The organism is Sporosarcina sp. P1 (assembly GCF_002743155.1).
Taxonomy (GTDB): domain Bacteria; phylum Bacillota; class Bacilli; order Bacillales_A; family Planococcaceae; genus Sporosarcina; species Sporosarcina ureae_B.
In genome coordinates this window covers 130,417-149,633 of the sequence record NZ_PDYS01000008.1, presented here as the reverse complement: position 1 = coordinate 149,633, position 19,217 = coordinate 130,417, and the positions used below count along the sequence as shown (strand labels likewise).

The 19,217-nt window shown below is 42.3% G+C and carries 20 protein-coding genes and 1 other RNA gene; 16 read left to right on the top strand and 5 right to left on the bottom strand.

Annotation, left to right across the window (positions count from 1 at the left end):
* Positions 1 to 181 (bottom strand): hypothetical protein (locus CSV73_RS16725; RefSeq protein ID WP_233202877.1); only part of this gene is annotated, 181 nt, incomplete at its 3' end.
* A gap of 352 nt (positions 182 to 533) precedes the next feature.
* Here CSV73_RS16725 and CSV73_RS10025 point away from each other — a divergent pair.
* The 16 genes from CSV73_RS10025 to CSV73_RS09955 all read left to right on the top strand — a co-directional run bounded on the left by CSV73_RS10025 (position 534) and on the right by CSV73_RS09955 (position 14,233).
* On the top strand, positions 534 to 767 hold the full coding sequence (locus tag CSV73_RS10025; RefSeq protein WP_099627442.1) for a glutaredoxin family protein: 234 nt from the start codon (positions 534 to 536) through the stop codon (positions 765 to 767).
* Positions 768 to 893: 126 nt separating this feature from the next.
* Positions 894 to 1,919, top strand: a complete 1,026-nt coding sequence (locus tag CSV73_RS10020) for a sugar-binding transcriptional regulator (protein ID WP_099627441.1) — start codon at positions 894 to 896, stop codon at positions 1,917 to 1,919.
* A 62-nt stretch (positions 1,920 to 1,981) separates the two neighbouring features.
* Positions 1,982 to 2,989, top strand: coding sequence for a type I glyceraldehyde-3-phosphate dehydrogenase (gene gap, locus CSV73_RS10015; RefSeq protein ID WP_099627440.1), 1,008 nt, complete (start codon positions 1,982 to 1,984; stop codon positions 2,987 to 2,989).
* 134 nt (positions 2,990 to 3,123) lie between these two features.
* Positions 3,124 to 4,311: a phosphoglycerate kinase gene (locus CSV73_RS10010; protein ID WP_099627439.1), complete on the top strand. Its 1,188-nt coding sequence runs from the start codon at positions 3,124 to 3,126 to the stop codon at positions 4,309 to 4,311.
* Between the two features lie 12 nt (positions 4,312 to 4,323).
* A complete protein-coding gene (tpiA, locus tag CSV73_RS10005) occupies positions 4,324 to 5,088 on the top strand; it encodes a triose-phosphate isomerase (RefSeq protein WP_085131568.1) in 765 nt (254 codons plus the stop codon).
* A complete protein-coding gene (gene gpmI, locus CSV73_RS10000; protein WP_099627438.1) occupies positions 5,078 to 6,604 on the top strand; it encodes a 2,3-bisphosphoglycerate-independent phosphoglycerate mutase in 1,527 nt (508 codons plus the stop codon). Before tpiA ends, gpmI begins: the two co-directional genes overlap by 11 nt.
* Before the next feature lie 12 nt (positions 6,605 to 6,616).
* Positions 6,617 to 7,912, top strand: coding sequence for a phosphopyruvate hydratase (gene eno, locus CSV73_RS09995; protein WP_085131566.1), 1,296 nt, complete (start codon positions 6,617 to 6,619; stop codon positions 7,910 to 7,912).
* Positions 7,913 to 8,023: 111 nt separating this feature from the next.
* Complete coding sequence (secG, locus tag CSV73_RS09990) at positions 8,024 to 8,251, top strand: preprotein translocase subunit SecG (RefSeq protein ID WP_085131565.1); 228 nt, start codon at positions 8,024 to 8,026, stop codon at positions 8,249 to 8,251.
* Positions 8,252 to 8,312: 61 nt separating this feature from the next.
* On the top strand, positions 8,313 to 9,059 hold the full coding sequence (locus CSV73_RS09985) for an alpha/beta hydrolase (protein WP_099627437.1): 747 nt from the start codon (positions 8,313 to 8,315) through the stop codon (positions 9,057 to 9,059).
* Positions 9,060 to 9,345: 286 nt separating this feature from the next.
* On the top strand, positions 9,346 to 11,742 hold the full coding sequence (rnr, locus tag CSV73_RS09980) for a ribonuclease R (protein ID WP_099627436.1): 2,397 nt from the start codon (positions 9,346 to 9,348) through the stop codon (positions 11,740 to 11,742).
* A 42-nt stretch (positions 11,743 to 11,784) separates the two neighbouring features.
* Complete coding sequence (gene smpB, locus CSV73_RS09975) at positions 11,785 to 12,252, top strand: SsrA-binding protein SmpB (RefSeq protein WP_099627435.1); 468 nt, start codon at positions 11,785 to 11,787, stop codon at positions 12,250 to 12,252.
* 90 nt (positions 12,253 to 12,342) lie between these two features.
* Positions 12,343 to 12,702, top strand: a transfer-messenger RNA (tmRNA) gene (gene ssrA, locus CSV73_RS09970).
* Positions 12,703 to 12,878: 176 nt separating this feature from the next.
* Entirely contained in the window at positions 12,879 to 13,028 is a 150-nt protein-coding gene (locus tag CSV73_RS16490) for a hypothetical protein (protein WP_156890526.1), read from the top strand.
* Positions 13,028 to 13,378, top strand: coding sequence for a type II toxin-antitoxin system RelE/ParE family toxin (locus CSV73_RS09965; RefSeq protein ID WP_099627434.1), 351 nt, complete (start codon positions 13,028 to 13,030; stop codon positions 13,376 to 13,378). The genes CSV73_RS16490 and CSV73_RS09965 overlap by 1 nt, the downstream gene beginning before the upstream one ends.
* A 229-nt stretch (positions 13,379 to 13,607) precedes the next feature.
* Complete coding sequence (locus CSV73_RS09960; RefSeq protein WP_099627433.1) at positions 13,608 to 13,955, top strand: Fic family protein; 348 nt, start codon at positions 13,608 to 13,610, stop codon at positions 13,953 to 13,955.
* The gene (locus CSV73_RS09955) at positions 13,952 to 14,233 is read left to right on the top strand and encodes a hypothetical protein (RefSeq protein ID WP_199093055.1); all 282 of its coding nucleotides are present in this window, start codon (positions 13,952 to 13,954) and stop codon (positions 14,231 to 14,233) included. Before CSV73_RS09960 ends, CSV73_RS09955 begins: the two co-directional genes overlap by 4 nt.
* Here the strand turns inward: CSV73_RS09955 and CSV73_RS09950 are convergent.
* From CSV73_RS09950 to CSV73_RS09935, 4 genes are all read right to left on the bottom strand, one after another.
* A complete protein-coding gene (locus tag CSV73_RS09950) occupies positions 14,190 to 15,296 on the bottom strand; it encodes a Ger(x)C family spore germination protein (protein WP_099627432.1) in 1,107 nt (368 codons plus the stop codon). The genes CSV73_RS09955 and CSV73_RS09950 overlap by 44 nt on opposite strands.
* On the bottom strand, positions 15,271 to 16,413 hold the full coding sequence (locus CSV73_RS09945) for a GerAB/ArcD/ProY family transporter (protein ID WP_233202876.1): 1,143 nt from the start codon (positions 16,411 to 16,413) through the stop codon (positions 15,271 to 15,273). The genes CSV73_RS09950 and CSV73_RS09945 overlap by 26 nt, the downstream gene beginning before the upstream one ends.
* A 4-nt stretch (positions 16,414 to 16,417) precedes the next feature.
* Positions 16,418 to 17,893, bottom strand: a complete 1,476-nt coding sequence (locus CSV73_RS09940; RefSeq protein WP_199093052.1) for a spore germination protein — start codon at positions 17,891 to 17,893, stop codon at positions 16,418 to 16,420.
* Positions 17,894 to 18,332: 439 nt separating this feature from the next.
* Positions 18,333 to 19,184: a DegV family protein gene (locus CSV73_RS09935; protein WP_099627429.1), complete on the bottom strand. Its 852-nt coding sequence runs from the start codon at positions 19,182 to 19,184 to the stop codon at positions 18,333 to 18,335.
* Positions 19,185 to 19,217: the final 33 nt, after the last annotated feature.

Below are 19,217 nucleotides of genomic sequence, written 5' to 3'. Positions count from 1 at the left end.
CCTGGTATCCCGGTATTCTATCGCCGCGCCATCTAGTCTTTGGCATTAGAGGCTTCCGCTCAATGAATCCCGCAATCCGCTCTATATGCCGCGGTAAGCGCTCTATGCGTAGCGTTATCCGCTCTATCACGATCCGCAACCGCTCATAGTTCCACGTTGCCCGCTCTATGTAGCTTCGCATCCGCTCTATGTCCGCGGCGCTACACCTGGTATCCCGGTATTCTATCGCCGCGCCATCTAGTCTTTGGCATTAGCGACTTTCGCTCAATGATTCCCGCAATCCGCTCTATATGCCGCGTCAAGCGCTCTATGCGTAGCGTTATCCGCTCAATCGCGATCCACAACGGCTCATAGTTCCAGGTTACCCGCTCAATCCAACCCCATAACCGCTCATAACCCACCCAACCCCAACTCCAACTCCAACCCCAACCCCAACCCCAACCCCAACCCCAACCCCAACCCCCTAAATAAACAAATCCCTAGAAAAATAACCAATTCCATGTAATCATAAATAAAAACGAGGTGACCTACATATGAAAATTCAATTCTACACGAAACCTAATTGTGGACTGTGCGAAGAAGCGGAACGAATGCTTCACTTGGTCGCGGAAGATTATCCACTCGAGTGGCAGACGTTCAATATAGAAGAAGATGACGACATCCATGAAAAATATATGCTAATGATCCCTGTCATCGAACACGAAGGACAGGTGTTGGCATTTGGAAATATCGGCTATATCGATCTTTTGGAATTAATTGAACAATGAAAACGCTTTCTCGTTGTGTTTCATTTCTGAGTATGCTATACTTCACGTATAGTATTTTTTTACCCTAGGTGGGACAACATTAATTATGCGGGATCAAATATATCCCACTTGAAAAGAGGGATGTAAGTGAACTTATCATTTTATGAAGCACAACTCGCACTTATACCTGAACTTCCACTGTTGATCGAGCAACGTTATCATATCTTGAAACTAATCAAAGCGTCAGGGCCTGTTGGCAGACGAACGCTTAGTTCTATGTCTGGTTATTCCGAAAGGGAAACACGGACGATGCTCGATTTATTGAAAGAACAAGAACTGGTGCATATTGCGAAAGAAGGCGTGTCGACTACGGAAAAAGGTATAGAAGTGCTCTTTGCATTGCATGATACGATGGAGGAAAGATCGGGAAGACGACAACTTGCGAATGAGTTGGCAGAGCGCCTCGGCATTCTACAAGTACATGTAGTGGAAGGGGATTCCGATGATTCACCTTTGACGAAAAAGTTGCTCGGTATGCAAGCGGCGAAGCAATTTCGCTCCCACATTAAAGGGAATGAAATTGTCGCAGTAACTGGCGGTAGTTCAGTAGCCGCGATTCCATCGTTTATGCAGCAAGATGAGTTGCCTGATGTGCAATTTATCGCAGCAAGAGGTGGCGTGGGGGAAGAAATTGGGCTGCAGGCGAATATGATCGCTGCTTCATTTGCAGAAACATGTCATGCAACATACAAAGCGTTTTATTATCCAGATACTTTGAGTGAAGAAGCACATGCGGTGTTCCAGCATGAGCCCGCCGCGAAAGAGATGTTGGCGTTATATAGTCGCACCGACTGCGTCATCCATGGTGTCGGGAATGCGACGAAAATGGCTGTATTGCGAAATTCTCCTGACGAAGAACAGCAGATTCTACAAGATCGGCAAGCAAAAGGAGAAGCATTCGGCTTTTATTTTAATCAACAAGGTGAAATTGTCCATCGTATCCGTACAGTTGGGATTCAGATGGAGCAATTGCAAGACGTCCCGCTCGTGCTCACAGTAGCCGGCGGGGCGAGTAAAGCGGAAGCACTGCTGTCGTATTTAGCAAGTGCACCGTCCCAGACTATTTTAGTGACAGACGAAGGCGCAGCGGAGAATATGCTGTCGTTAATGTGAAACGCAGATACAATGCCTAGAAGGCGAAAAGGTTACAACTACTTTAACGGAGGCGATTTAGTATGACAGTGAAAATAGCGATTAATGGATTTGGACGAATTGGACGATTGGTACTTCGTGAAGCATTTGCAACAGAAGATGTAGAAGTAGTGGCGATCAATGATTTGACAGACGCAGCGATGTTGGCTCATTTATTGAAATATGATTCCGTGCACGGCATTTTCGATGCAGACGTGCAATCAGATGAATCTTCAATTCGTGTAAATGACAAAAAGATCAGCGTGTTTGCAGAAAAAGATCCTGCGAACCTTCCTTGGAAAGACCTTGGCGTAGATATCGTGATCGATTGTACAGGTGTCTTCCGTTCGAAAGAAGGATTGCAAAAACACCTCGATGCAGGCGCGAAGAAAGTCATCTTGTCTGCTCCAGCGCAAGGCGAAATGACTACACTTGTGATGGGTGTCAATGAAGGAACGTACGATCCAGCGAACGACCATATCGTATCGAACGCGTCTTGTACGACGAACTGTTTAGCACCTGTCGTGAAAGTGTTGAACGATTCATTCGGCGTTAAGCGTGGTATGATGACGACTATTCACTCGTATACAAACGACCAGAAAATTCTCGACCTTCCACACTCTGACTACCGACGTGCGCGTGCGGCTGGCGTGTCGATGATTCCAACGACAACGGGTGCAGCTTCTGCTGTAACGAAAGTAATTCCTGAATTGAAAGGGAAATTGGATGGAATGGCAGTACGTGTGCCGACTCCAAATGTTTCCCTTGTAGACTTTGTGACGGAATTAGAAAAAGACGTAACGGTAGAAGATGTCAACGCTGCATTGAAGAAAGCATCTGAAGGCGAGTTAAAAGGACGTCTATTCTTCAGTGACTTGCCGTTAGTTTCTGTTGATTACAATGGAAACACGGCCTCTTCCACAGTAGATGGTTTGTCTACAATGGTCATGGAAGGCAATATGGTAAAAGTCATTTCTTGGTATGATAATGAGTCTGGTTACTCCGCTCGTTGTATCGATCTTGCACGATATATGAACAAACAAGGCCTATAAGACGAGAAAACCATCAATTCTGTTATAAATCGTAGCCATTCCACAAGTAACCGATTATAATGAATAAATATGGGGTGAGAGGAACGGAGAAACCCGTTCCTCTTTTTGTATTTATGCCGAGGAGGACTTATTGAATGAACATGAAAAAGACAATCAGAGATATTAAATTGAACGGCCAGCGCGTATTTTGTCGCGTGGATTTCAACGTACCGATGGAAGATGGAAAGGTAACGGATGATACACGTATTAAAGCGGCACTACCCACAATTGAATATATGACAAATGCGGGGGCAAAAGTAATATTAGCTAGTCACCTAGGACGTCCTAAAGGTGAAGTGCAAGAAGATATGCGTTTGACACCTGCAGGCGATAAATTGTCTGAGCTTCTAGGTAAAACAGTGAAGAAACTTGATTCATCAATCGGTGAAGAAGTGGAAAAAGCGATTGCAGAAATGAAAGACGGCGACGTGATTTTGCTTGAAAACGTTCGCTTTAATCCAGGCGAAGAGAAGAATGATGCGGAACTATCCAAGCAATTTGCCGCTCTAGCAGACGTTTTTGTGAATGACGCATTTGGAACAGCGCACCGCGCACATGCTTCCACTGCTGGAATTGCAGAGTACATACCCGGTGTTCTTGGCTTCTTACTCGAGAAAGAACTAGATGTTCTCGGAAAAGCATTGTCTCATCCCGATCGTCCTTTCACCGCAATCATAGGCGGCGCGAAAGTAAAAGACAAAATTGGCGTCATCGACAATTTGTTGGATAAAGTCGATAACTTGTTGATTGGTGGCGGATTGTCGTATACATTCACCCGCGCACAAGGTCACGAAACTGGAGATTCACTAGTAGAAGAAGATAAAGTAGAGTTGGCGAAGTCTTTCATTGAAAAGGCGAAGCAAAAGGCAGTCACTTTATACTTACCGACAGATGCAGTCGTTGCGAATAAGTTTGCTGCTGATGCAGAAACTAAAACGGTTTCAGTCGATGCCATTACAGAAGGCTGGATGGGTCTCGATATCGGACCTGAAACAGCAGAGCGTTACGAGCAAGTCATTAAAGATTCAAGGTTCGTCATTTGGAACGGGCCGATGGGTGTGTTTGAAATGGAAGCATTCGCAAACGGCACGAAAACAGTGGCGGACGCGATGGCTGAAACAGCTGCTTATACAGTAATTGGTGGAGGCGACTCTGCGGCGGCTGTTGAAAAGTTTGAAGTCGCGGAAAAAATGGATCACGTATCTACAGGTGGCGGCGCTTCACTCGAATTCATGGAAGGCAAAGAATTGCCAGGAGTAGCTGTATTACAAGATCGAGAATAAGGAGGAATTCTTTTGCGAAAACGAATCATTGCGGGCAACTGGAAAATGTTTAAATTATCTGGTGAAGCTGCAGAATTTGCGGAACACATGAAAGAACAACTCACGGCGTCAGATCAAGTCGAAGCGGTGATCTGCCCGCCTGCATTGTATCTAAACGACTTACTACAACGTTTTGAAACGACTGCGATCAAAGTAGGCGCTCAAACGATGCATGATACAGATGAAGGGGCATTTACAGGTGAAATCAGCCCAGCTATGCTTGAAGACGTAGGTGTACAGTATGTCATTTTGGGACATTCTGAGCGTCGTCAGTATTTCAATGAAACCGACGAAACAGTGAATAAAAAAGTACACGCAGCGTTCAATCATCACCTAGTACCGATTGTTTGCGTAGGAGAAACATTGGAACAGCGCGAAGCACTTGAAACGGTTTCGATCGTTTCAGCACAAGTGGAAAAAGCGTTTTTCGGCGTCACAGCGGAACAAGCGAAACAGTCTGTCATTGCGTACGAACCTATCTGGGCGATCGGCACAGGCAAAACTGCAACGGCTGACGATGCCAATGAAGTATGTGCCGCAATCCGTCATAAGATCGAAACACTTTATTCATCAGACGTGGCAGATGCAGTCCGTATTCAATACGGCGGTAGTGTAAAGCCAGAAAATATCGCTGAATTACTTAGTAAGGACAATATTGACGGTGCGTTAGTCGGGGGAGCTAGTCTCGATCCAGCGGCATTCGTAAAATTGGTGGAGGCTGGAACTCATGGCGAATAAACCAGTCGCGTTAATTATCCTGGACGGTTTCGGCTTACGAGACGAAACGTATGGAAACGCGGTAGCACACGCTAACATCCCGAACTTTGATTTGCTGTGGGAAAACTACCCGCACGCAACATTGACGGCGTGTGGAGAAGCAGTAGGGTTACCTGAAGGACAAATGGGGAACTCTGAAGTAGGTCACTTGAACATTGGTGCTGGCCGTATCGTCTATCAAAGCTTAACGCGCATCAATAAATCCATTCGTGAAGGCGAGTTCTTTGCTAACGCGACATTGCTTGAGACGATGGAGCATGTCAAAACGAAAGGCTCTGCACTTCACGTCATGGGGCTACTGTCTGACGGAGGCGTTCACAGTCATTATGAGCATTTATTTGCTTTATTGAAAATGGCCAAAGAACACGGTGTAGAACGTGTCTACTTGCATGCATTCCTCGACGGTCGTGACGTAGGACCGACGACGGCACTTCCATATATCAAACGTACAGAAGATGTGATGAAAGAAGTCGGTGTCGGCCAGATCGCGACTGTGTCCGGCAGATATTTTGCGATGGACCGCGACAAGCGTTGGGAACGTGTGCAGAAAACGTATGACGCGATGGTATATGGAATCGGACCACATTGTCATTCAGCAGAAGAAGGAATCCGAGCTTCTTATACCGAAGAAATACATGATGAGTTTGTCGAGCCGTTTGTCATTCAACAAGACGGCAAACCGGTGGCGACGATTGACAATGGAGATGCGGTGATCTTCTTCAATTTCCGTCCAGACCGTGCGATTCAATTGTCACGTGCTATTACGCAACCGGACTTCGACGGCTTCGATCGAGGCGTGAAAAAATTTACGGACTTACATTTTGTTGGCTTTACGCATTATAATGATGATGTAGTAGCGGACATTGTATTCCATAATGTCAATTTAACCAAAACAATCGGTGAAGTGCTTGAAGACCAAGGCAAGCGTCAGTTGCGAATTGCGGAAACGGAAAAGTATCCACATGTGACGTTCTTTATGAGTGGCGGACGCGAAGAAAAGTTTGAAGGGGAAACTCGAATTCTGATCAATTCGCCAAAAGTCGCAACGTACGATTTGAAGCCGGAAATGAGCGCATACGAAGTAACGGATGCGTTAGTGGCCGAAATCGAAGCGGAACGACAAGATGCCATTATCCTAAACTTCGCGAATCCGGATATGGTCGGCCATAGCGGAATGCTAGAGCCAACTGTAAAAGCGATTGAAACGGTCGATGCGTGTTTAGGTCGAATCATTGACGCTTTATCAGCAAAAGGCGGATCGGCTATCATCACAGCGGATCACGGCAATGCGGATGAAGTGACGACAATCGGTGGACAACCGATGACAGCGCACACGACAAATCCTGTACCTGTCATTATCACGAATCCAGATGTCGTGTTGCGCACAGACGGTATTCTTGCAGACTTGGCACCGACGATGTTGAAAATGTTAGGAATTCCACAACCGGTTGAAATGACCGGAAAACCATTATTCTAAGGAGAGATTTTCATGCCAATCATTACCCACATTCAAGCTAGAGAAGTATTGGATTCACGAGGCAATCCAACTGTAGAAGTAGAAGTATTCACAGAAAGCGGTGCCTTTGGACGTGCCATCGTACCATCCGGTGCATCTACTGGGGAGTATGAAGCGGTAGAACTACGTGACGGCGACGAAAATCGTTATAACGGTAAAGGCGTATTGAAAGCAGTAGATCACGTCAATGAAGTGATCGCTTCAGAATTCGAAGACAACTACTCGGTATTGGATCAAGTGGTTATCGACAGAGCATTGATCGAACTAGACGGTACGGAGAATAAAGGGAAGCTCGGCGCTAACGCGATTCTTGGTGTGTCTATGGCGGTTGCACATGCAGCAGCAGACTACTTAGACGTTCCGTTGTACCAGTACCTTGGCGGCTTCAACGCGAAGCAACTACCGGTACCGATGATGAATATCTTAAACGGTGGAGAGCACGCAGATAACAACGTCGACATCCAAGAATTCATGATTATGCCAGTTGGCGCAGAATCTTTCCGTCATGCACTTCGCATGGGTACGGAAATTTTCCACAGCCTAAAATCTGTTCTTCATGGTAAAGGCTTGAACACAGCAGTGGGAGACGAAGGCGGATTTGCTCCAAACCTTGCGTCTAACGAAGAAGCACTTTCTACCATTATCGAAGCCATCGAAAAAGCAGGTTACAAAGCTGGCGAAGACATCTTGCTTGCTATGGACGTAGCTTCTTCTGAGTTCTACGATAAAGACCAAAACAACTATTACCTAGCAGGTGAAGATATTCGTAAAACATCTGAAGAAATGGTTGCTTGGTATGAAGAGCTTTGTGAAAAGTACCCAATCGTATCGATCGAAGACGGTTTGGACGAAAACGACTGGGATGGCCACAAGCTATTGACAGAGCGTCTTGGCAACAAAGTGCAATTAGTGGGTGACGATCTATTCGTTACGAACACAGAGAAATTATCACGCGGTATCAAAGAAGGCATCGGTAACTCGATCCTGATCAAAGTGAACCAAATCGGTACATTGACTGAAACATTCGATGCGATTGAAATGGCGAAACGCGCGGGCTACACAGCAGTCATCTCTCACCGTTCAGGTGAATCAGAAGACGTCACGATTGCAGACATCGCAGTAGCTACAAACGCTGGTCAAATCAAAACAGGTGCACCTTCTCGTTCGGACCGTGTCGCTAAATACAATCAATTGCTTCGTATCGAAGATCAATTGTTTGAAACAGCACAGTACCTAGGCAAAGACACATTCTATAATTTGAATAAATAATTACAACTTGTTCCAGTCAATCGGCATAATTCGTAACAAAAGGTTGTGCCGAGGGACTTGCTTTGGTAGAATAGAAATGTTGTAACTTGCTATTTTTGGAGGTGGAAAAACATGCATGCAGTTTTCACAGCATCGCTGATAGTCGTAGCTATAGCATTAATAGTAGTCGTTTTATTGCAATCCGGTAAAAGTGCGGGACTGTCAGGGGCCATCTCCGGAGGCGCAGAGCAACTTTTCGGAAAACAAAAAGCACGTGGATTAGATCTCGTTCTACAAAGAGCGACCATTATCTTATCTGTCTTATTTTTTGTCCTAACCATTGCGATTATGAAAATATAAAATGCAAGCGCCTGACCATGTTTGAACGGTCAGGCGCTTTTCGTAGAAAGGAACGAAAAACATGCGAATTGCCCAACCGAAACCATTCTTCTTTCAACATGGAAAACGTGCGGTATTACTGTTGCATGGGTTTACTGGAACATCCGCGGATGTGCGGATGCTTGGCCGTTTCCTTGAAAAACACAACTATACTTCATTAGCACCGCATTACCGCGGTCATGGTGTGCCACCTGAAGAATTGATCAAGACCAATCCTGACCAGTGGTGGGAAGATGTAGTAGATGCATACAATCAGCTAAAAGAGGCAGGATATGAAGAAATTGCAGTGGCGGGATTATCACTCGGTGGCGTATTTTCATTGAGACTCGCAGCGCAATTTCCGCTAAAAGGCATCGTGACGATGTGTGCTCCGATGACGATGAAAACGACCGACTTGATGTGGTCAGGCGTACTGAAATATGCACGAGACTACAAAAAGTTCGCAGGTCAATCAGACGAGCAAATCCAAAGAGAAATGGACGACTTGAAAACAAAGTCAATGCCAGGTCTTGACGGTCTACAATCCATGGTCCAAAACGTGCGCGATCAAGTCGACTGCATCTACACACCATTACTCGTAGTTCAATCGCGTCACGACGATGTAATCGATCCGAACTCCGCACAAATTATCTATGACGAAGCACAATCCACAGAAAAAGAACTACAATGGTACGAAGAATCAGGACATGTCATTACACTAGGTCCTGAAAAAGCACAACTTCACGAAAACGTACTACATTTTTTAGAATCCCTTGATTGGCAAGAGTGAAATTAGGGGAAGATATAACTATATAAGTTGAATTTCAGTCCTTGAAATGGAATTAGTTATTAATAGAACACTCAGTTGATTTTCGTTTCAGGCGGCGACTCCAGCGGGAACAGCGCGAGCTGAAAGCCCCGCAGGTAGCGAAAGCCGTAACGAAGAACGGTTTTTGCGAGTAAAAGCGAAGCGTTAGGAGCACGTCTTTGCATGTAGCGGACGAGGAGATTGAAGCCGTGCCCGCGGAACGCGTCCGCCTGGAACGGAAATCAACGTTTCTAACAGCTTATACAGTATGAAAAAAGGAGGAGATGATTGTTTGGAACCAAATATAAAAGAGTTACAAGAACGGGTTTTGTATTTATTAAAAGAGAAATCCTATATGCCGTCCACTGTCCACGAAATTCAAGAAGCACTCAACTTAGAACAGGCGGACGAATTTAAAGAACTAGTGAAAATGCTCGTACAATTAGAACAGAACGGGAAAATCGTTCGTTCACGCAATAACCGCTACGGCTTACCTGAACAAATGAATCTTCTTCGCGGAAAATTCATCGGTCACGCAAAAGGCTTCGGCTTTGTCGTACCTGAAGACGTAGAGGGCGACGATGTCTTCATCCCACCTCATGAAATAAACGGCGCGATGAATGGCGATATCGTCTTCGTACGTGTGTCCGGTAGCTCATTCGGAGACCGTCGCGAAGGCGTCATCACGAAAGTCGTCGAACGTAAAACTACGCAAGTGGTCGGAACGTATCAAGCACATGAAGGATATGGTTTCGTCTTGCCGGACGACAAGAAATTGCCTATGGATTTGTATATTGAAAAAGGTCATTCATTGGAAGCGGTAGACGGTCAGAAAGTGATCGCGGAAATTACGAACTGGCCAACGGATGAAAACAATGCAACGGGCATGATCACAAAAATTCTTGGACATAAAAATGACCCAGGCGTGGACATCCTATCGATCATTCACAAGCATGGCATTGCGATTGAATTCCCTGAAGACGTCATGGAACACGCGAACAGTGTACCGACGACAGTTCAGCCAGAAGACTTCGAAGGCCGTAGAGATTTACGTAAAGAATTGACGATGACTATTGACGGTGCCGATGCGAAAGACTTGGATGATGCGATTTCAGTCTTCAAAGAAGACAACGGATCCTATCGTCTATTTGTGCATATCTCAGACGTTAGCTACTATGTCACGGAGAACTCTCCAATGGACGTAGAAGCAGCAGACCGTGGCACGAGTGTCTATCTTACGGACCGCGTGATTCCGATGTTACCGCATCGTTTGTCTAACGGCATTTGTTCCATTAATCCAGGAGAAGACCGCTTGACATTGACATGCGAAATGAAAGTCGATGCAAACGGTAAAGTCATCGACCATGACATTTACCCAAGTGTCATCAACTCGAGTTATCGCATGACCTATGGTGATGTCTACCAAATCATCGAACATCAAGACGAAGAGCTATCAAAGAAATACGAAGAAATCGTACCGATGCTAAACGATATGGCGAAACTGGCTAGCAATTTCCGTCAGAAGCGTAAAAACCGTGGCGCCATCGATTTCGATTTCAAAGAATCCAAAATTCTCGTAGATGAAAAAGGCTGGCCGACAGACGTGATCATTATTGAGCGTACAGTGTCTGAACGTTTGATCGAAGAATTCATGTTAGCTGCCAATGAAACGGTTGCAGAGCACTTCGACCGGATGAAGGTACCTTTCTTATACCGGATCCACGAAGATCCAAAAGAAGAGAAATTACAACGCTTCTTCGAGTTCCTAACGACATTCGGAATCGTCGTCAAAGGAACAGGTAAACAAGTAGATTCAGGTGCATTGCAAGAAATTGTGGAATCCATCGAAGGATTGCCGGAAGAATCTCTGATCTCAACGATGCTATTGCGTTCGATGCAACAAGCGAAGTACTTCCAAGACAGTATCGGTCACTTTGGTTTAGCGACGGAGTTCTACACGCACTTCACCGCACCGATCAGAAGATATCCGGACTTAATTGTTCACCGTCTGATTCGTACGTATTTATTCAATAAAGACAGGTCTGCACAAACGATTGCCCATTGGTCTGCTGAACTGCCTGAAATTGCTCGTCACACGTCTGAACGTGAACGTCGCGCAGTAGATGCAGAGCGTGATACGGACGCATTGAAGAAAGCACAGTTTATGGTCGATAAAGTGGGGGAAGAGTTTGAAGGGGTCATTTCGTCTGTTACAAACTTCGGTATCTTTGTGGAGCTTCCGAATACGATTGAAGGGCTTGTCCATGTCAAGAACATGAACGACGACTATTATCGCTTCGATGATCGCCAAATGATGATGATCGGGGAACGTACAGCGAAACAATACCGTATCGGTGATGAAGTAAAAGTGCGTGTGACATCTGTTAAACCAGAAGAGCAAGCAGTGGACTTCGAAATCGTCGGAATGAAAGAAAACTTCAGAGGCTCTCGTAAAGAAACACCAAAAGTCATCCAGGCTGGCAGAGGCAAGAGCCGTGGCCAAGGTGCAGGCAGGGGAAGAAGTCAAGGTACTAGTACTAAATCGAGTGCCGGTGGCGGATCGAAAAGTTCCAGCGACAAGCGCAATAAAAAGTACGAAAAGCCAAAGAAGAAGTTTTATGAAGGTATGCCAAAGAAATCTAAGAAACGTCCGAAGAAAAAATAAGACTGGAGCATGTCTCCGGTCTTCTGTCAGGGAGGAAGTTGCATGGCCAAAGGAACTGGAAAAGTACTCGCCGTCAATAAAAAGGCGAACTTTGATTACGCAATTGAAGAAACGATTGAAGCGGGAATCGTGTTAAAAGGAACGGAAATTAAATCGATCCGCAAAGGGAAAGTCCAGTTGCGCGATGCGTTTATATTGATCCGTAATAACGAAGCATGGTTGTCGAATATGCACATTAGCCCGTATGAACAGGGAAATATTCATAACCATGATCCTGTCCGCGTGCGGAAATTACTGTTGCACAAAAAACAGATTGCTTCACTTGCAGGCACGATGAAAGAGCAAGGCTATTCGATCATCCCATTGAAAATGTATATTAAAAACGGCTTCGCCAAAGTATTAATCGGTGTAGGTAAAGGGAAGAAACTCTATGATAAGCGCCAAGACTTGAAAGAAAAAGAGCATAAGCGCGATATGCAACGAGCTTTCAAAGCCAATCAACAAGATTGATAATCCTGCCGATTTATTGTATACTAGATGAAGTATCAAGTACGACCCGCCGTTTGAAGTGAAACGGGCCTGGGTTCCGGACTTTCCTTCGGGGACGTTACGGATTCGACAGGGGTGGTCTGGGCTTGAGCCGCGCGTCGGAGGGATCGTCTCCGTCAGAAACGACAGTTAATAATAACTGGCAAAACAAACAACAACCTAGCATTCGCAGCATAAGCTGTTGAATCTACCTTCCGTTTCCATCGCTCATGTGGAGGCGTAAGGTTCACTTATAGTGAGCTACGATGACATCTGCATTCTGAGGCTGTCATAAGAGATTCCCGGAATAGCGCACAGGACGCCCTGATTGATGGCATAATGCTTGCGCGAAACCAAGTTATCAATCTACACGCGTAGACGCTGAAGTAGCAGAGCCTTTGGACGTGGGTTCGACTCCCACCGTCTCCATTATGAGATTAAGGTGTAATAAGATGTAAGGGATATTGTACAAGAGAACCTCTTGTGTGATATCCCTTATTTTTAAAATAAAGTAAAACGATGTTTAAATCATCATGCTCATTACATACTTACACATATACATAATCTGAAAGGATGTGGTATGTGTGGATGAGAAGGAGGAAAATGAAATGGCCATTTTAAAAGACAATCAGGCAGATAGTAAAAAAATACTGACAGAATCTATAAAAGAAGTAGACCAAATGAGAAAGGGAAAGCTACCCAAACATTCATATAAGGATATGATGAACCGAGTGAGGAAGAGCTTAGAAGAAAAATAATGGAGTATAAAGTGCTTGGCGTTAAAGCGTTCGAAAAAGAGCTTTTAAAAATCGCTAGAAAATATCCAGTAGTTGTTGATTTAGTCGATTCCCTTTTTGCGGATTTTGAAGAAGGTAAATTATATGGGGACCGAATTCCCAGAACCAAAGGAAATGTCGTATATAAAACCAGATTGAGTAATCCAAATGCAAACAAAGGAAAGAGTGGCGGATTTCGTGTAATATGGTATTTAGTCACAGCCGACTTAGAAATATATCCGTTAACCATTTACTCTAAAAACGAACAAGAAGATATATCTGTAAACGAAATCATACGAATAATAGATCGAATTTTAGAAAATGAATTGTAGTGAAGCAGCTATACGAAGACGTTGAATACATCTGAAAATATATCCAGTGATGAATCGGTTTTCTATACTTTTTCGATGAAGGGATATTGTACAAGAGTGAGCTCTTGCACAATATCCCTTATTTTAATAAAGGGGATGTAAGCTGTGATAGAAAAAAACGGATCGACTTTCACTGTTAAAAAAGAATGTCGATCAACGACGACCAATTTCAAAAGGGCTTATTCGTAGCTTGAAAGAAGACTTTTTAATTAAAAATACATATCACTCCAATGCGATTGAAGGTAATAGGTTAACGATTTATGAAACGAAAGCGGTGCTAGAGGACGGCATAGTTATTGCCGGAAAATCCATGAGAGAACATCTAGAAGCTATTAATCATAAGGAAGCTATTTTAGTTGCTGAAGAAATTGTGCAGCAAGATCAGCCCCTCTCGGAAATAGTGATTAAAGAATTGCATGGCATCGTCTTGCATTCAATAGACAGAGCAAATGCAGGGAAGTATAGAGAGCAGAATGTAATCATATCAGGTGCCTCTCATACTCCACCTGATGCTGTAGGTAGTTCCGCAAATCCATGATGAACTTAATTCTACTTGCCATCGACGAAGGGCGTATCAGCGATGAATATGTCGCCTTCGATGCCACATATTTTGAGGCGAGAGATCGAGTCCAAGCCGCCAAAAAGAAAAAGAAGCAGGTACCGAAAAAGCGCGGACGGAAGCCGAAGGCCGAACGTGAACAATGGTTAAAGGAAAAGCAGGCTGAAGAAGACGCACGTCCGATTAATGAGAAAGAGATTGCAATAGGAAGAATTAAAGGTTTTGCCTTTTTGAATTTGCATCCGTCAAAGGATTAATATTAATATTGTATTTTATTTTAATGTCCATCTTCTTGTAAAGTTCAATCCATTTTTTTTCATCCATTGGTTTTGAGAATGGTTTTAATGTATGAATGCCTAGCTGTAATGGATCCACATTCAATTCTTGCATCTTTTTTACTAGTTCTTGTGTTTGTTTTTCAAGATTGGATTGGATATCTTTTTTAAAATCTTCTAAATCCTTTGGGTCAAATAATTGCTTTTCTCCCCGGTATTCTTCAATTCTTGAGTCTATATTCACTGTATAGGTCATTGTAGACAAGCTTTTATTGATATCCACTTTCGTTTTAGACCTAACATGACCTAGAACAACTTGTAATTCTGGGATCGGTAAAACTGCTAAGTAGTGATCGTTGTGTAACAGCTGGAAGATACGATCATCAAAAGTTGTTATTATTTCAACTAGTTTATCATTTTGAAACAGGGCTGTACCTTCATAGCGGATAGCGTCATTTTCTATTTTGAATACAGGTAAGAAAGGATCTGAATAAGAAGTATATAACAATTTTTTAAATTCATGTAGATTAACGACACTTAATTCTCCCTGATTTTTTTCCTCATAGTGCTTCAGCATTCGGTAAAAAGAGTAATCAAGATTTTCTTGTTTGTCCAATTGATTTTCCAAGTATTCTTCAAAATTTCCTTTTACGATAACTAAATAGATTCTCAAAGAAATATCCGGATCAGTCAATAACACATTAATAATGGACATAATCCCCTCGTTTCTTCCGAGGTCTTCATTAATTATCAGCATTCGCATTTGCCCAAATTTCATTTCCTGGTAGAAGTTTAAATTAAAACTCCTTAGTACCTCCTTTATTAAGCTTACTTCTTGCGTCACTACACTCTTTTTTTCTTTGCTTAGAGAAGGCAAAATCGTACTGATTTTTATTTTACCTTCATCCCCTCTACTAAGTGATAAAAATGTGACTGGAGTAAGCTCTTCAATAATATTATTTTCAGTAAAAGGGGCACATCCAGTTAACCATAATGCCATAAATATGATTGACAATTTTTTAGCCATCTTCTTTCGTAGTCTCATGTTTATTAACCCCCTTTATCTTCATCACTACGATCATAGTAATTGAAACCACTAAGTAACTTAAGCTTCCTGCTAAAATTTGAAGATTAAGTAAAATAACCTGCTTTTCATCTGACTTCCAAATCCATTCATTCACAAGAATCATTCCAATTAAAATAATGAATACACTGAATAAAAAGCCTACTCGACTGGGTGGTCTCTCCATTTTCCCACTAGCTATTTTAGATGCTCCATAAAACAACAGTAGAAAAATTGAAACCGCAAAGACGATGTTAAATAATTCTAAAGAAAGCATGACCATATCAATACGTTCAATTACTGGATTTTGAAAATAACGGGCCATAGTGACAATTGGAAATTGACTTTTGCTTAAATAATTGGAACCGAAATAGAATATGGACGCCATATATAAGAATACATACTCTATAACGGTTAGAGCATTGCCATAAGACAAATAGCGAAATGTCTTATTATTTGTTTTAAACCACGGTCCCAAAAATACCAGAAATTCAGGCCCTGAAAATGAAGATAAAATTAAAAATATTCCTTTCCAGGAATTCACACTTAATTCCATTGGAATAATTGGATACAAATCACTGAGTTGAGCTATTGGAGGAAAGAAGAAAAAAGCAAAGAATAAGAACATCCAAAATGTACACAAAAATGAAATCACGACAAAACGTATAGTTTTTTCAACGCCCTTCCATGCTACATACAAACAAGACAACAGAATAAAAAAGATCAGCCAATTTGAATCTGTAGCTGGAAACATAAATATTTGAACCATTTCCGAGAATCCTAACATGATCACGAAAAGTTTAAGCAGGATAAAGAACAACCCGATGAATGAGAGGAGACGTACAAGTTTTTTTCCGAATAATTGGACAAATCCGTTGTATCCTTCGCTAGAAAACCGGGTTAAAAACCATTTGGATAAAAGAAGAATGTTTAGTTGAGACAGTATGCCGACCGCTATAATCACCCAAATCATATATGAATGGATCAAAAATCTTGGCATAATCAAAAAAAAGTAAAGCATTTGGAGGCGATTCACCATCAACATGACATAGAACCCATTATAGGTTTCATTCTTATTAAATAATTGAAGGGCTTCCATCAGTTCATCTCCTAGTTTGATATCTCTTCATCTTCAGCGGTTTAAGATGTTCTGGACGCTTCTTCATTTTGACTAAAGGCCCTCGAATGAATAGGTCAAGCCAATCTTTTCCGTAGAAAGGGGCAACAGGAGATAAATATGGCTGCTTGAGTGAAGACAAGCCATTAAGGTGGGCTAAAATGATAATCATTGCCAAAACAATCCCTACTATCCCAAGAAACGAAGAAAATATAAGAAGAATGAATTGAATCAATGAATTCGCCTTTGTCACAAGGTAATTAGGAACAAGAAAAGATCCAATAGTTGAAATCCCTACCATGACAATTAACACCTGACTTGCCATACCAGCCTCAACTGCTGCTTGACCAATTACAATGCCCCCAATAACCCCAAGCGTTTGACCAGTCTTTGTTGGCATCCTTAAACTTGCTTCTTTTATAATTTCAATAAAAATCAACATGATAAATGCTTCCCAAAAAGGAGTGAACGGAAGCTTGCTCCTTGACTCCACCAAGACGAAAAGTGTTTGTAAAGGAATCATTTGATAGTGATGAGTTGTTAATGCCACGTAGAATGGGATCAATGTGATAGACAGAATAAAACTTACATATCGGATGATGCGCAAAAAACTGGCAACTACCCATCGATTAATATAATCCTCTGGTGATTGGAACAAATGAAAAAAAGTAATTGGGGCAACGAGAGCAAAAGGTGTATTGTCTACCAGAATCGTAATTTTTCCTGATCCCAGAGAATAAGCAACAACATCAGGTCGGTCAGTTTGCTGAAACTGAGGAAAAATACTATCTTGATGTTCCTCCATGAATTCCGCTACTTGAGAAGAATCAGATAAGAGATCATAATTAATTTCCGAAATCTTCTTTTTGGCGGTTGAAACAAATTCTGGATTGGTCAGCCCTTCTATGTACAATAAAACCACATTTGTCCTACTTAAAGAACCAACAGTGAACTTCTCTGTTTTCAGATCATGTGTTGGAAGACGCCTACGAATGAGCGTAATATTTTGTTCTAGCTGTTCACTGAAGCTGTCTTTTGCTCCTAAAAGGATGGTTTCAGTATCGGATGGTTCAATTGCACGTCCAAGTGGATTTTCTAAAGGGATAGCGAACCAAAGATTTGACGAAGAGTCAAATAACAAAACAGATCCTTTAAACAGCTGCTTTTTTGCCTCATTAAAAGTGGAAATGGGGTTTATTGTTGAGTGAACATTGCATTCCTGAATGGATTGTTTGGAACAGTTAGATAAAGGTTTTAGAATGCTTTCATTTAATCTTTCTTGGTCAATCAGAGTTCTTACGTAGATAAGATCAACATGTTGATTTTCAGAAATGTTGATTTCCACAAATTCCGCATCATCCATTTGAACGAGGGCTTTTTTTAGAGTCTCTATTGATATTTCTGATTCTGCGTTTGATTGAGAAACAGGCTTATTTTCATCTGATTGTTTTTTCCAAAACATGTACATTCCTCACTTCTATATGTTAAAAAGCATTTTGGAAGGACGGTAAAATTCGGTATTAATTCCATTGTTGGCTTTTTAAGTTTGAAATATACGAAATTAAATTAATAAGATGCAGGGGCACAAGTAGACATTAAAGAAGCGATAATGTGAGTGGACTCGATTGAATTGGAGTTGTTATTGTGTAATATTTTCGGTTATGAATCTGTGGAAGATGTTTGGAAATATATTCAGTGAGGGTTTAGATGAGAGTTCTCTTATGAAAAACAAGTAACCGATCTATAGTTGTGTACGAAGCTGCAATTCTCCATAGCGGGTTGGAAAATACCTCCACTGATGGCAATGGAGCTCGTTTGTTGTTGAGGACGGTATTTGTGTTTTATTAGATAGAGCTCAACATAATTAAAGGTACCTGTATAACACAGGTACCTTTTTGATATTAAACCTCTATCCCCGCAATCCCAAATCCTCCTGGACCAGAATGTGACGAAATCATCGCACCCGCTTCAATCCAAAGACTATTCTCGAATCCTTTTTTTCGTGCAATATCATTGATCCGTTCTTTGATAGTCTCACTAAGGCCAATTGAGTATATAAAATAGATTTGTTGTCTATCGATGTCGTATTGCTGTAAATAGTCTAGCAGTAAACTTTCAGCCACTTTGCTCATATTCCCACGATATTTTTTAGTCGAAACGAGCTTACCTTCTACTAATTCAATACATGGTTTGATTTTTAACAAAGCCCCGCCAAGATACGCCATATTACTGACTCGTCCGCCAGCTCTTAAAAAATCTAAGCTACCTGGAAGGAAGGCAAGTTTCGCTTTTGGAACCTTTGTTTCGATCTTTTCCAGCAAGCGGACAGGATCCATTTCAGGTTCTTCCTCCAGCAGGGCTACCGCATACATAATAACCGCAGTTAATCCGCCTGTAACGTTTAATGTATCGATTAAATAAATATCCTCAAAATCTTTCGCAGCTATTAACGCATTTTGATAGGAAACAGACGCCTTTGATGTATAGCCTATGTGGACAATTGTATGATCAGGGAATTCTGTTCGAATCTTTTTGAAAAACTCTTGGTATTCGTGAGTATTTGTGGCGGCGGTGGATGGTATCTTTTTGGTGCGGGCATAAAAATCAAATATATCTTGGACGGGTAGATGACCGTCTAAATAGTCTTGACCATCCATGACTACGTGCATGGGTACCACTTGTATATGGTGTTTCTTCGCCAAAAACCCGGGCAGGTCGGCACCGCTTTCGGTTGTTAGGATGATTTTTTTCACTGAATGTCGCCTCCAGTTTGTATTTTATTAGAT